The following is a 14,328-nucleotide window of genomic DNA, read 5'->3' on the forward strand; positions in this document are numbered from 1 at the left end:
TTTATCCTTTAATAGCCCCAATTAAAGCGCCTTTCACGAAATATTTCTGCAGGAAGGGATAGACCATAAGAATCGGCATTGTGGCAACGATAATGGTAGCATGCTTCAGGGTTTCCCCTAATATCGCCACATCCGCACCGCTTGATCCGCTCGCCATCGAGCCTGCTTCGTTCATCAGCAGAAGCTCTCTGAGTACAAGCTGAAGCGGGTATAGCGATCGGTCCTGCAAAAATATTAGCGCGTTAAACCAAGCGTTCCAGTGACTCACCCCATAGTAGAGCAGCATAACAGCGACAACAGGCATACAGAGCGGGAGCATAATCCGAAACAAAATAATAAACTCATTGGCCCCATCTATTTTCGCCGATTCTTCCAGACTATCCGGTATCGCTTCAAATGCTGTTTTCATCAAAATAAGATTAAACGCTGAAATCGCTTGCGGAATAATTAATGCCCACAATGTATTCGCCAAGCCCAGCCCCTTGACAGTAAAATAAAAGGGGATCATACCACCGCTGAAAAACATCGTAAAAACGATATACAGCATGAGGGGCTTACGATAGCCCAAGCATTTCCTCGACAAAGCATACGCGCCCAGAGACGTGAGAAAAATGTTAAGAGTTAATCCTACGACAACAATGATCATCGTATTGACATAGCCGTTCATGATCGTTCCATTTTCGAACACAAGCTTATATGCATGAAGATTAAAATGAAGCGGTTTCCAGAGAATTCCGCTATGCTGCATATAGAGGGTAGGATCGCTTAGAGATGCAAACAAGACATACACAATAGGATATATAGTAGCTACAGCGAGCAGTGACAATAACACATAGTTTCCGATATCGAAAGTCCACTCACCGACTGATTTGCGATACATATTCATCCCCCCTCTACCACAGGCTGGTATCGTTCAGCTTGCGGCTCAACCAGTTGGACCCCACAACAAGGGTGAAGTTAATGGCCGAATTGAATAAACCGACGGCCGAGCTGAAGCTGTAATTGAATTCCTGAAGCCCCACTCGATATACATAGGAGCTAATAACATCAGCGGTATCATAAATGGTAGGATTATAAAGCAAAATAATTTTTTCTGTCCCTACACTCAGCATACGGCCCATCTCAAGAATCAATAAAATGACAATCGTAGGCATGATTCCTGGCAGCGTGACATGCCGCATTTGCTTCCATCGTCCTGCGCCATCGATCTTCGCAGCCTCATACTGCTCTGTATCAATGCCAGCCAATGCCGCTAGATAAATAATCGTGCCCCATCCAATATGCTGCCACACACCCGACGAGACATAAATCGTACGGAAAAACTGGGATTCAAGCAGCAGGGAGAGCCTCTCCCCGCCTAAAAAAGCTATAAAATCATTGATTAATCCCCCGCTTACGGTGAATTCCTTGATCATTCCGCATACGACAACGAGTGAGACGAAATGCGGCATATAGGTAATCGTTTGGATAGATCGCTTGAAGATCGTCTTCTTCACTTCGTTAAGCAGCAGAGCCAGGATAATCGGCGCAGGAAATCCAAAAACGAGATCATACAAGCTGATAAGAACCGTATTTTTAAGCGTGCGCCAGAAATAAATACCTTCAAAAAAAACTTTAAAATGCTCGAATCCAGCCCACGGGCTTCCTATAATGCCAAGTCTTGGGGAGAAGTCCTTAAAGGCAATGATTGCGCCATACATGGGAATATAGTGAAAAAGTGAAAAGAATAAAATTACAGGTGCCAGCATGAGATATAGCAGCTTATTTTTGCGAATGTCATACAACATCCCCCAACCTGGGAATGAATTTGATTTCACTGAGATACCACCTCTCTATCTCTTGTTATACCGATCCAGCGAATTCTGATAAATTACTACGGCGCGATCAATGCCTAGCTTTTTAATTTGTTCCACATATTTGCCATAATTCTCAAGTGGTTCCTTGCCCATAATAAATTTTGCAAACATTTCTTCCTTATAATTGCTTACATCGTTAATGATTTTACCGAGCTCCTTGCTTTCTTCCGCGGTTGGTGTAAGAAACGCTGGTATTGTATGTTTAGCCGCATCGGTATTTGACCATATTTTGACCGCCTCATCTTGCTGAGGAAACGTATTCCAGTTTCGGCGTTCATCTGCTTCATAAGGACCGTTTGGCTTTGTAAACTGAGCGACCATTTGCTGCAAGCTGTACTTATCATTTTTCACGATCTGATCTGTATACGCAGGCTTTCCGTCTTTCATGACATAGCTTTCGCCCTCGACGCCAAAATTGAACAATAGACTGCCTTTTGTGCTGTAAGCATAATCCAGCCAGCGAACAGCCAGTTCCGGATTTTTCGTAGTTGCCGAAACCGCTTTGCTAGGACCAGGATTATACTTAAAATCTCTCTGTCCTGTAAAAGGCTTCTCCCCTTTTTTAAGGGTTGGGTAAGGCGAGCCTACTAAATTATACTTCGGATCCTTCGATTTCATGGCATCCATCCATTTTCCCATTCCTCCGCTCAGCAAGGAAACGGTTGCGCCTGTTTGACCGCCAAGCATTTTCGTATCCAGCACTTTCCCGTCCGTCAATGCAAAATCTTTATCAAACAAGCCTTCTGCATACCACTTACGGAATAAGGTTAAGAAATCCTTATATTGGGGGTCGACAGGTCCATACTTTACTTTGCCTGAGTCATCGAGATAGAAGTTGTTTGAAGTATGATAAGCACCGATAAAGGCATCGCGAATCTCAAAATTCCCATTGACATAGGTCACACTAAGCGGTGCTTTTGCACCCTTTTTGTCACGGAATGCTATTAACGTCTTTTCCCAATCATCAATCGTCTCAGGTACGGGCAATTGAAGCTCATCTAACCAGTCTTTACGAATAATGGGTCCACGGAATACAAGTCCGGAAGGGTTACGGATCATCGGAAATACGTAGTATTTGCCGCTATCCGTTTTGATCATCTTGTCGAGCTCTTTATCTTCCTGCAGCTTCTTCTTCAAGTTCGGCGCATATTTATCAATCAAACCATTCAGTTCCAGAATGACTTTATCGTTTATGGCCTTCTCAGGTCCTCCGGGGTAAGACCCCGAGCTTCGTCCCGTCCAATCGTATTCAATGACATCCGGCAATTTCTCCGAGACAATCATGAGATTGAACATGAGGACACTTAATCCCGCAGCGCCATACTTGCGATGCTTTCCTTGTAATCTTAAGCTTTCCATGTTGGTTCCCCCCATTCAATAGTTAAACAGATCCATACAGTTCAACGGTTTGCATGTTTCATTTTGCTTAAAAGATTAGAAAAAGTATATATTCAAAAACTAAACCCGTACGTTAAAACCGGAAATACGAGGTTTTGAGTACGGGTTTAGTTTTTACATTATGGGCTGTCAGGCCCTACATTCGAAGCATCAAGCGGTTCACGGACAATGGCAGTAGAAGAACTAAAATATTCATCTGCCCCAATATCATTCGTTGAACGCGTTTGACCATCCATATCCTCTGTAACGTAAGGATAGCTGCCGACAGCGGCATTAACGGCTGCGCTTCCGGAGGTTAACTTCTGCAATCCATTTACCGTTGTGAACGAAGGCGTTATATTAAGGATTTCCGACGATGATCTTGAACGATTATTTAATGTACTGCCAAAGCCAATATTCCCTTCAAACACAGCGTTCGATGTTTTCACTTCCTCATAAAGCGTTCCTGTACTATTGCGAACGATGTTGTTGGCTATTCGACTATCTACAGGTGCTGAGGTATAACTTCTACCGATGATGATGCCGAATGTGCTGTTAACGATCGTGTTGTTCGCAACTTGTGCTCGGTACACTCTCCAATGCTTGCTTAAATCCCCACTGCCGTAGTTTGTGGAGTTGGGTCCACCATCCCAATCTCCGCCATCGAGATTAATAGCGTCTGTGGTTAGACCTTCGAAGTAGTTATTATAAATGCGATGATCCGTCCCATAGATTCGGAACCCGCCCACTCCGGTTTTAGTTCCATTACCCAGGAAGAAATTCCCATAGAATTGATTATTATTCCCATGTCTTGCCGTTATTTGTCCTTGCGAGTTGCGAATTGTATTGTAACGAATCGTGTTATTGCTGCTTTTCACCGAAATAACTTCCGGGTCCCCATCGCTGTTCTCAAATAAATTATTCTCAACTGTCGAATTCCCGTTTAATAAGGAAACACCGGATAAGCCAAGACGAATGCTCTCTTTCCCGTTGGTGATCCTCGGCCCGCTGTCATAGAAATAGTTGAGGTCAATAATCGTATATCGCGACATATAGTTGCTTCCATTTCCATCTACTGCGATGATAGGCCCTGGATCAGCTTTGGATCTGAATTCATTCCGATCAATCCGGTTATTATCGCTATTGATGCCTCTGATATTCACCCAATTGTTAGTAGCCCCGGTTTCGGTCAGATTGAATTCGTTGCGTGTCAAACGAATATGGTTGGATTCATCCATTTTCACTGCATTGTTGCTTGTGCTGGTCGTAGTTGTAAACTTCAAGCCCGAAATCGTCACATAGGACGACTGATAAAGATAGAAATAGGCGCCACCGGCCAGAATGGCTTGCCCGCGATTAACGGCTTTAATTGTAATTTCATTGCCATCCGCACCGTGAATCCCATTAATATTGATAGGGCCTGTTTGCGAATAGGTGCCGTTTTCCAAATAAATGACCCTGCCTGGAATGGCTTGGTTAATCGCAGTCTGCAGCTGTCTGGGGGTGGAAACCGTTACTGAATCTTCAACGGGGGTCCCACTTCCATTTCCATAAATCTCTACCTCCGTATAGCTATTCCAAGCGTTCAGCGAATTGCCATGCCCGACGATTCGCACATACCTAACAGAGGCAACATCAGGAAAATTAAATGTTTGCAGGCCTTCTACCAAGCTGCTTGTTACATTTGCTTGAATGGTCGTAAAGGTCGTGTTGTCCGGAGAAGTCTGAATATCAAAAGTTGAGGTGCGTGTCGAACCATTTAAGAAAGCAATTTTGAGATAAGCTACTGTTGCGCTAGAACCAAGATCAAATTTAATCCATTGGCCATCACCGCTGGCTGACCAGCGGGTTCCTGTATTTCCATCTACCGTATTGGCAGGAACATTCCCATCATTGGAACTTGCCGTTACATTGAACCCTGAAATTGTAAATTTGGTGTCTGCAGCAGCAACTACTCCAGGAATCAAGCTCATGAACACGAATGCGCATAACAGCAGCTGTAAAGCATTCTTAAGTGACATTTTCATATAACTAACACCATCCTTTTCGTCTAATCTGATCGATCACCGTGCCGTGAAAGTGCTTACAAAAAATTGTTGTCCTACGAAATGTTCCTGATCATCACTTCCTTTCCGCATTATCCAACGCTATTTTATTGCGTGTTACAAGGTTATTGAACCTCATTTGGCTACATTTGTTTATTGGCAAAAGCAAGTATGATACGTAAAAAGCAAACTCAATCGATCGTATTTTGTAAACAAGTATGTGAAATAAAAAAAACATAACTACAGAACGAGAAAAAGAGCCCCTTCCGGACTCTTCAACAAAGTTAGATCTTCTGATACTTTCCAGGAGTCATCCCTTCAAATCTTTTGAATATACGCAAAAACGTGCTTACATCTGCATAGCCAACACGTCCGGCAATTTCGTTAACGGTTAGTTTTTGCTCGGAAAGAAGTGCCTTTGCCGCTGTCAATCGCGTTTGGTTGATGAGATCGAGCAGTGTTTCTCCTGTATGTTCTTTGAATATTTTGGACACGTAGGATGGCGTTAACGAAAATGATTCTCCGATCATCGAAATATTTAAATTCACATCTCGAAAATGATTCTCAATATATTCTCGTATATCATTAATTAAATACACGTGATGATTTTTCTTTTCTGTTTGAATCCATTCACATATCTGCATGAGCACCCGATTCATATGCATCATCATTTCCTGAATCGTGTCACAGTTCAACAAACACTCCACGTCTTTGACATGAGCCTCAAAATTTCGCCTGCTGATCGTACTCACCTCATCCAGCGTTTTGAGCATTGTACTTGCCAGATTAAACAAAAGACATTTGGCAAGTGCAACCGAAACAGGATGGACCTTGAAATTCGCCTCATAGATCTCTGCTAACAACATCTGCGATTTGGGCAAGTTGCCCGTCTTCACATAGTAAATGAGCTGTTGTTCAACGCTTAAAGGATAATAATAATTCCGCTGAGATTGAGCAGATTCCACACTTCTTTCCTTGTACGGTATCAGTTGCCCACTCCCAAGTACGATTCTATACTCTATCGCTTCCAATGCCTCATGATACGACTGTGAAATTCCATAAACGTCACTGTGAACTCCGCTCACAGCAATCGTCATTTCGGCATGAATATGTTCCTTCATGAAGGCTTGCGTTTGAGAGGCCATTCGATTTAATTCCTTGACCTCTTCTTCTTCACTTAAAGATGACTTCAAATTTATGATACACGCTATCAGTTCGTTCACTTCCGTTGTATAAACCGTCGCGTTCTTTCCGGCCAACTCCTCCATCACATTGCTTAGAATGAAGTGGAGCATCTGCGTCTTTTGCCCGAAAGAATCTCGGCCTTCATCTGCTTGCAGCTTGCCATAAGCATCCACGCTGAAAAGCAGTACCGCAAACCGATCCGAATGGAATTGAACGTTGTGAGCGATGAAGGATTCCTGAAGCGGAATTTTCTTCTCCAATTGTCCTTTCAATAAACGTGTCAAGAAATGAGCCCTAATCGTATTATTATGTAGCTTTAATCGGTCACTGATGGCATCTTTCTCAACAAATGTATGCTGAAGTGCGTTCTGTAAAAATGAATATTCATTTGATTTCCCATCGAAACGATACCCTGATTTTTGCGTCATGTTCTGCAGCAGCATCTGGATTGGCATATAATTCTTTCGCAAGAAAATAATAGTGACAATGATGCCAATCAACAAGCCTAAAGCAATACTCAATCTTGTCATATCTTTCAAATATTCCATCTTTTCATTAAAAATGTTTGCCGGCAAAACCGATACATATTTCCAACCCGTAAGCTCAGATGTAAGGTAAGACAATGCCGCTTTGTCTTGATTCATTTCTGCATAAACCAAACCCTTTTTCCCAAACAAACGCTCAGAAGGCAAATGATCTTGAAGCTTCTCTTTATCTTTGGACGATGCAATGAAGTGGTTATCTTTATCCAGAATCAAAACTCTTGAATCATTGTATTGCGGGAGGCTTTCAAGCAGCTTATTCACATTAATCAGGAAAATTAAAATGGGATGGGGCTGTATCGGATTATTAAAGATGAGCGATCGGGCAAACATTACCGTAGACGTGGGCTTTCCTTCGTTCCAAAGCAACATGGGGGAATACTTGTTTACATATTTACCATCAAATAGCTGGGTCCATTCCTCAAAGGTAGTCTCTTGGCCCTGCCTCATCATGGCATGCAGACCACGGGAATCGATGTGGTTAAACGTAGATATTACGGTATCGCTATTAGGGTACATCACGTAGATTTGCTCAATATAGTCATTTGCATTCTGATATGTTCTTAAATTTTCAGCGATGTTGAACAGTTGAAAATATTGATCGTCGGATAATGGCTTTTCTACATTCGTGAAAGAGACTATATTTTTGTTTAAAGCAGCTTCCAAACTTAATTGTTCCAAGCCTTTTAACTTACTGTCAATGGATAGCTCGATTTGCGTGAGAAGCAACTCATTTGCCCGATTAATTTCTTTCTCCACCAGACTGTGCGTGGCAGAGTAAAGAATTATACTAATTACAATAGGAACCAACAATACAGATAAGTAAGAGAATATCCATGTTACAATTACACTCCTATTATATTTTCGGAGCTGCAGCAGCATACGATTGACCTCCTGACAATATATTCCTGCACCTATTATACATGGCTTATGAGAGCGATTACAAAACTTTAATAGTTTCCTCGCCTATCGTATACTAATTACTGGCTTTCTCGATATGGATTAACGACATAACCTTCACCTCCATTGGAGCACCGTTATCTAGCAATTGACAGGCATAGGTGTGACGGAATCGATGAGAATATACATTGGCAGTAAAACATAATATAAACCCTCCCAATTGGAGGGTTTATATTATGTTTTACTTATTGTCGTGCTAGAGTTCCTCTTTAGTTGAATAAAACTTTTTTTATTTGCCAGTTTTTCGTTAACAATTGCGGATGTTTGTCTTCGTATAAAATCATAAAACCTCGTGCTCGCAACTTTTTGGTGAAGTCAACTTGCTGATGGGATTCTGCGTGGAAAGCCAAATGGGTCTGCCCTTCACGACACCATTTGGCTATTGTTTGACAATCTCTATATTTCATCTTCGGCAGCAGCTATCTCTTCTGCCTTTCGAACTTCACTGAAAAAATGATCTAACTCATGCTTAGCAACTTCACGTATAAATCCTAGTTCTTCACCAAATAGCTCCGGAGTCCATGTACGGCCAAAGGAAGCATGGACCACCTCATCTGCCCAATCGTAATCCTGGAACTGCGTCATTAATGGATGCTTCACTTGATCTCTACAGAATTCAAATTCCCCTACTTTCCCCGGTCGCTTCATCGCCCCTTCTTCGATTCCAATACTAAGCCACGCGTATTGCGCACTCGGGATTTTTTCTATATTGATATCATAATCAGACGTATATTGCGGGCGTGAACGCCAATTCAACCCTTCAGCCTCCAGTGCTGCTTGACCAAACAACGCATGTCGAACCTCATCCCACAAGTGCCTTGCTAAGTCCCGATAAAATGCCCACGGCATTCCTTTTTGTGACCATAACACAGCCGCAATCAGTTCCGCCGCCGTCATCTCTTCCTGACGTACTCTCATCATACCGACAAGTCTGTCCTCATTCGGCTTCTCGAATTTCATTCCCATGCTTGTACGGTAAAGGGTTGTTTCACCCATACGTGCTTCTCGTTGCGATTTTTTGGGCAATTGATAGACCTGGAATGATCTTATACGTTCTGGTATTTCAGAAGACCTTTTCATTTCGTTGCTCATTCCACCTGCTGCAAGGATGCATCGCTTTAATAACGTACACAGTTCTTCAGAACCAGCCTCTTCCCACTCCCCCTCGTTCTTCAGGTGAGCAATTACCGCTTCCCCCCAATTTACTTGTTCCTCCAGATCGAGAAGGATTGAGCGTAATATACGAATAGTCGGTTGATCTACAATTTGTTGTGTACGTTGTATATGGCTCCTATAGGCTTCAATTAGCGCTGGTTTAATCACTGTATACACGCCAGCTAACCATTCGGAATCTGTATGAGCATGAAGAATTTCGTCCATAAGCAGCGTTAAAGCTGGATCTGGTTCCTGCCCAACGTTAGCAAGAGGCGTACGCAGATGGCTCACACGTGTACGAAGCTGATCCGCTGCTTCTGCATCCTCATAGATGTGTCGTCCCATCGCAGTTTTGACATCCCAGTTATGTCGTGCAGGCAGCTGAGCTGCACTTATAAACATAAGACGCTCATGAATGAACCTATATCTCTGCAGTATCTTAGCGTTCGCATCAACACCAAAAGCACCAATTGAATGTGGATTAGCAATTCCTGTAAATGAAATTTCCAACTTTATTCCCTCCTATAACGAGTGCTGAATAATTTCATTTTCTCTTAATATGAATTCGTTTACAATAGATAAAGAAAGGATTTCAATGGATTTATTTGATCAGAAAGGGTGCCTCCAATTGAATGAAAAATTGCCTACTTTACACTACTGCGGTGACTTTATTGTTCGACGTAACTGGAAGCTGGGACCACGTATTTTAGACGATAACGAGTTGGTGTTTTTCCCTCAGGGAAATGGAACCATCTACCGAAATGGAGATCAAGTTTATACATTGAATCAGCCCAGTTGGGTCCTTACAAAGGCAGGGGAAACTCACAGCTATCATTTCGGAGAGACTGCAGCTACTCGTCATCTTTTTCTGCATTTCAGTGGTGGTGAATGGTTTGCACCTACGCTTTTTAGTACGATGTGTTGTGATGTAATACCGGTTAGGGAAGGTGGACTACTATCGGCAATAATCAGCCAGATCCTCCACATCTCTCATGAAGAGAAAGGTACCAATCGGTGCAATATCTTATTGTCAGCTCTGCTTAGCGAACTTGAATACTTAAGCAATAAAAGCAAAAACACTTCAGACCCCTCTATGAAATATTTAAAAAATAAAAAAGAGGCCGTATCCGACCCCTCCTATCCGCTCGTGGTGAGCAAAGCATTAACCTATATTCGTAATAGGCTCCTTGAGCCTATCACCGTAGCCGAAATTGCAGTCCATTGCCAGTTATCTCATGAACACCTGACTAGAGTCTTCGTACGTGTCATCGGAATTCCTTTGCGTCAAATGATCATTCAACTGCGGCTAGAACGCGCTTCTCATATGCTTCGTCATAGTACACTAAGCATTAAAGAAATCGCTTCGCAGTGTGGATATGCTGAGAATCATTATTTTTCACGAGCATTTACCGCCTATTACGGTATAACAGCGACAGAATATCGCCAAGAATACGCTGACCCACGTGTCCAACACATCGTTCCTGACGAACGATTGGAAGAAAATTATCCGATTAATGTTTATTTTCACATTAACCCTTAATGCCCGTCATAGAAATGCCCTCGATAATATTTCGCTGGAGCACAAGATAAACGAGCAGTACGGGCATAACGGCAATTGCAGAACCGGACATCATTAATGTCCAGTCAGTCACATAGAGTCCCTTAAACGTACTAAGCATCAAAGGTACGGTGAAGTTGTCGGTTGAGCTCAGGAAAATGACGGGCTTAAAGAAACTGTTCCAATTTCCCAAGAATGAAACTATCGCTAACGAAGCTAGAGCTGGACGAATGAGGGGAACCATGATACGCCAGTAAATCTTCCACATGTTCGCACCATCAACATAGGCTGCTTCTGATAAGTCACGTGGGATACCCATAAAAAATTGCCTCAATAAAAATACACCAAAAGCACTGAACAATGCATCCGGAACAATGAGCGATAAATGCGTATCGAGCCAGCCGAGATTTTTTAAAATGATGTATAGTGGAACAATCGTAACCTGTTCGGGAACCATCAACATGGAAAGAAACAGGATAAAGAGAGCATTACGAAAGGGAAAATCAATTTTAGCAAATGAAAAAGCGGCCATAGAGCATGTTAACAATTGACTCAGTACCACAATCACAGAAATATAAGCACTGTTTATGTATGCCTTATCAAATGGCATAGCTGTTAGAGATCGGCTAATATTCTCCCATCTCCATGGATTCGGAAATAAGGTCGGTGGCACTTGAAAGATCTGGGCTAAGTCTTTTAGACCGCTGAATGCCATCCATAAAAACGGGCCAAACATGACTACAGAGGCTAGAATTAACAGAACATGCAGAATGATGGTTGATACTTTACTACCTATATGCTTGCTCTTTTGTGTACTGGGTACTGTTCCTGCTGGAATTAATTTCTGATTTACCGTTTTCATGCAAAATCCTCCTTAATCCGCGTAATGGACCCATTTGCGTGAAATATAGGTCTGTGCAATGGTGAAAGTCAAAATGATAACAAAAAGCATAGTAGCCGCTGCCGCACTGCGTCCGAATTGAAAGTTTTTGAAGGCTAGCTCGTACAAATGATACACAATCGTATAACTAGCTTTTGCTGGACCACCGCTCGTCATTACGAAAGCTGTATCAAAGATTTTAAACGAGTCAATAATGCCAATAATGGTAACAAATAAGGTAGTTGGTGACAAAAGGGGCACAGTAATTTTCCAGAATTGCTGTGACCTTGATGCACCATCGATCATGGAAGCCTCATAGTAATCTCTGGATATTCCTTGTAAACCAGCTAGAAAAATGATCATGTTAAAACCTAATTTTTGCCAAATGCTCACAATCGCCAAGGATGGCAGGACGAGGTTCAAGTTGGTCAACCATTGTGGACCCTTAATGCCGAACAAGCTATGCAGCAGAAAATTGATGATACCGAAGTCACCATTGAGCAGCCACATCCATACAATCGCGACAGCGACAGAACTTGTAACTACTGGCATGAAGAAAAACAACCGATACATAACACGATATCTCACTTTGTTCAAAGCAACAGCGACCAATATCGCAAGAAAAATACCCATTGGGACCGTTAATAAGGAATAATAAAGGGTATTCACTAGTGCCTTCTGGAAATCAGGATTATGAAAGGCGTAACTGAAATTATTAAATCCAATAAAAGTCGCAGGCTGAAATCCATCCCAATCTAATGTACTTAAAACAAAGGTTGTGATCAGAGGGATAAGTGAAAAGGAAAGCAGTCCGATTAATTGTGGGGCAATAAAGAAATACCCCCAGAATGTATTAGAACGTTTACGGTTCATGCAAGTCCTCCCATTTAAATGGTTTCAAAAAAATAAAAAGGAGGGACGGAATACAAACATCCTTCCCTCCTTCATGTCACACATTACCGTACATGCATCCTATTTTTTCGCTTTTACTTCGTCGATCTTCTTATTTACACCTTCGCTTATTTTCTTTAATGTCGTCTGAGCATCCTGTTTGCCTAACAACAAGAGGTCGTAGTTATCTTTCACAATATCGGAAGCTCCAGGAACACCTGATTCGGAAGGCCACAGAGCATAACCAATCTCACGAGCATCGAGGAAATATTGAGCATGTGCCGGTTGTGCATTCTTATCCAATACGAGATCATCTACACCGCTAATCGAAGGAACTGCATTTCCCCCTTTAAGACGGAAGTTTTGACCATCCTTGGAAACAAAATAAGATAGAAACTCATAAGTCTCTTTAGCATGAGCTGTCTTTTTATTCATAACCATGTACGCTGTTGGAATGCCAGCTGGTTCCATTTTTTTGCCCGTGTTAGTTGGCAATGGGACTATGTCGTATTTTAAAGAAGTGTTTGCATTAAACTGCGGAACCCACCAACGACCAGCAATTCCAAATCCGACTTGGTTCGACATGAACATAGCATCTGGGCCTTGTCCTTTAGGAAGTGAACCTGAGAATACGAAGTTTTTGTTCTTTGTGTTTTCCGCAAGATATTGGAATGCTTCTACCGTTTTCGGATCCTGATCTCCAATGAATTTGCCATCCTGAGGCTTATCGTAAGCTTTACCTCCGTTTAACGTTACCCATGAATAGACTGGGGATGACCAATCTTCAAGTACAAGACCATATTTATTTTTAGACTTTAGTTTTTCCGTTAACTCTTGTAGCTTCTTCCAATTCCACTCCCCTGCTTCGTACAATTTCTGTGGATCGTCGGTGATACCGGCTTCGGTCAATACTGTCTTGTTGTAGTACATGACTAACGGATTACAGTCAACGGTGACTCCATATATTTTATCGCCTTTCTTCGAACCGCCCCATAATCCTTCAGCAAAATCCTCGGCTTTGATTGGGCCCATGCCTACTTTCATCAATGGTGTCAATTCTTCGATTGAACCGTTACTAATGAGTTTAACGACAGTTTGATCTCCAGCATAAAATGCGTCTGGCGCAGTACCACCCTGAAGTTGAGTAATGATCTTCTCTTCGTAGCCATCGTTCGGTACGGCTACCAGCTCCCACTTCACATTCGGATGATCTTTGTTATACTGATCTGTCAGTTCGTAAAAGCGTTTTAACTCTCCCGGATTACCCCAAGTACTCCACTTTAATTTGATAACCTCTCCATTTCCAGCCTTAGGCGTTGGTCCCTTCGTTGCATCTGTCTTGCCACCTGCCGGTGCAGAAGAGCTGCAAGCAGTTAGAATCATCGTTAGCATCAGGACGGAGCTGGTTGTTTGCCCCCATGTTTTTTTCATTACCATTCTTCCAATCGACTCCTCTCACATAATTAGATATATCACTACTGGAATAAATTGGCCTGCTATGAGTTAAACATATTTTAAATTACGATGATAGCGTTTTCAATGAACTTTCCCGAATAGTAGATGGATTTTTTTGATCCAGTAGATATTATTTCCCTTATCCTATAATCGTCGTATTTTGCCGATAAATGCGGAATTTCCACTCGTTATTATTCGACAAAATCTGCGAAAACAATATCAAAAAAGTTAACCTTAAGAATATGAAATTGATCCATACTCAATTTACAATGGAACTTTGACCCTTAAACATCATACAAAGGAGCTCTATCACATATTTTATATTCTGGTGCTAAACTCTTACTATTAAATAGATGAGCTAATGACTTCTTAACTATTGTTTTTCTTCATTTTAAAGTTAGACTTGTATGAAGACGTTCAAAAA

10 protein-coding genes are annotated in these 14,328 nt (G+C 42.0%); 1 reads left to right on the forward strand and 9 read right to left on the reverse strand.

Translation table 11 applies throughout. The features are described from left to right. Position 1 precedes the first annotated feature (1 nt). The 6 genes from GC098_RS37595 to GC098_RS37620 all read right to left on the reverse strand — a co-directional run bounded on the left by GC098_RS37595 (position 2) and on the right by GC098_RS37620 (position 9,630). On the reverse strand, positions 2 to 880 hold the full coding sequence (locus tag GC098_RS37595) for a carbohydrate ABC transporter permease (RefSeq protein ID WP_171649431.1): 879 nt from the start codon (positions 878 to 880) through the stop codon (positions 2 to 4). A gap of 13 nt (positions 881 to 893) precedes the next feature. Continuing rightward, positions 894 to 1,787 carry an ABC transporter permease gene (locus tag GC098_RS37600; RefSeq protein ID WP_171649453.1) on the reverse strand — a complete coding sequence of 298 codons (894 nt, stop codon included), beginning with the start codon at positions 1,785 to 1,787 and terminating at the stop codon, positions 894 to 896. A gap of 45 nt (positions 1,788 to 1,832) precedes the next feature. Then, a complete protein-coding gene (locus GC098_RS37605; protein WP_246359190.1) occupies positions 1,833 to 3,215 on the reverse strand; it encodes an extracellular solute-binding protein in 1,383 nt (460 codons plus the stop codon). Positions 3,216 to 3,373: 158 nt separating this feature from the next. Next, entirely contained in the window at positions 3,374 to 5,254 is a 1,881-nt protein-coding gene (locus tag GC098_RS37610) for a chondroitinase-B domain-containing protein (RefSeq protein WP_246359191.1), read from the reverse strand. Positions 5,255 to 5,562: 308 nt separating this feature from the next. After that, positions 5,563 to 7,887, reverse strand: coding sequence for a helix-turn-helix domain-containing protein (locus tag GC098_RS37615; protein WP_171649434.1), 2,325 nt, complete (start codon positions 7,885 to 7,887; stop codon positions 5,563 to 5,565). 474 nt (positions 7,888 to 8,361) lie between these two features. Further along, a complete protein-coding gene (locus tag GC098_RS37620) occupies positions 8,362 to 9,630 on the reverse strand; it encodes a hypothetical protein (protein WP_171649435.1) in 1,269 nt (422 codons plus the stop codon). Positions 9,631 to 9,715: 85 nt separating this feature from the next. On the opposite strand from GC098_RS37620, the gene GC098_RS37625 reads away from it, so the two are divergent. Further along, positions 9,716 to 10,660: a helix-turn-helix domain-containing protein gene (locus tag GC098_RS37625; RefSeq protein WP_216625576.1), complete on the forward strand. Its 945-nt coding sequence runs from the start codon at positions 9,716 to 9,718 to the stop codon at positions 10,658 to 10,660. On the opposite strand, the gene GC098_RS37630 is transcribed toward GC098_RS37625, so the two are convergent. From GC098_RS37630 to GC098_RS37640, 3 genes are all read right to left on the reverse strand, one after another. Continuing rightward, positions 10,650 to 11,540 (reverse strand): carbohydrate ABC transporter permease, encoded by an 891-nt coding sequence (locus tag GC098_RS37630; protein ID WP_171649437.1) that lies wholly within the window; start codon positions 11,538 to 11,540, stop codon positions 10,650 to 10,652. The two genes, GC098_RS37625 and GC098_RS37630, sit on opposite strands and share 11 nt — an antisense overlap. 12 nt (positions 11,541 to 11,552) lie before the next feature. Continuing rightward, complete coding sequence (locus tag GC098_RS37635) at positions 11,553 to 12,431, reverse strand: carbohydrate ABC transporter permease (RefSeq protein WP_047687703.1); 879 nt, start codon at positions 12,429 to 12,431, stop codon at positions 11,553 to 11,555. Between the two features lie 99 nt (positions 12,432 to 12,530). After that, on the reverse strand, positions 12,531 to 13,880 hold the full coding sequence (locus GC098_RS37640) for an ABC transporter substrate-binding protein (RefSeq protein WP_246359192.1): 1,350 nt from the start codon (positions 13,878 to 13,880) through the stop codon (positions 12,531 to 12,533). Positions 13,881 to 14,328: the final 448 nt, after the last annotated feature.

Origin of the sequence: Paenibacillus phytorum (genome assembly GCF_013141715.1) — a bacterium.
In the GTDB taxonomy this organism is placed as follows: domain Bacteria; phylum Bacillota; class Bacilli; order Paenibacillales; family NBRC-103111; genus Paenibacillus_E; species Paenibacillus_E phytorum.

What these genes read in the sequence shown, in the direction of transcription:
- GC098_RS37595 (WP_171649431.1), bottom strand. Translation starts at nt 880, where the DNA reads ATGTATCGCAAATCAGTCGGTGAGTGGACTTTCGATATCGGAAACTAT.
- GC098_RS37600 (WP_171649453.1), bottom strand. Translation starts at nt 1,787, where the DNA reads ATGTTGTATGACATTCGCAAAAATAAGCTGCTATATCTCATGCTGGCA.
- GC098_RS37605 (WP_246359190.1), bottom strand. Translation starts at nt 3,215, where the DNA reads ATGGAAAGCTTAAGATTACAAGGAAAGCATCGCAAGTATGGCGCTGCG.
- GC098_RS37610 (WP_246359191.1), bottom strand. Translation starts at nt 5,254, where the DNA reads ATGTCACTTAAGAATGCTTTACAGCTGCTGTTATGCGCATTCGTGTTC.
- GC098_RS37615 (WP_171649434.1), bottom strand. Translation starts at nt 7,887, where the DNA reads ATGCTGCTGCAGCTCCGAAAATATAATAGGAGTGTAATTGTAACATGG.
- GC098_RS37625 (WP_216625576.1), top strand. Translation starts at nt 9,716, where the DNA reads ATGGATTTATTTGATCAGAAAGGGTGCCTCCAATTGAATGAAAAATTG.
- GC098_RS37630 (WP_171649437.1), bottom strand. Translation starts at nt 11,540, where the DNA reads ATGAAAACGGTAAATCAGAAATTAATTCCAGCAGGAACAGTACCCAGT.
- GC098_RS37635 (WP_047687703.1), bottom strand. Translation starts at nt 12,431, where the DNA reads ATGAACCGTAAACGTTCTAATACATTCTGGGGGTATTTCTTTATTGCC.
- GC098_RS37640 (WP_246359192.1), bottom strand. Translation starts at nt 13,880, where the DNA reads ATGAAAAAAACATGGGGGCAAACAACCAGCTCCGTCCTGATGCTAACG.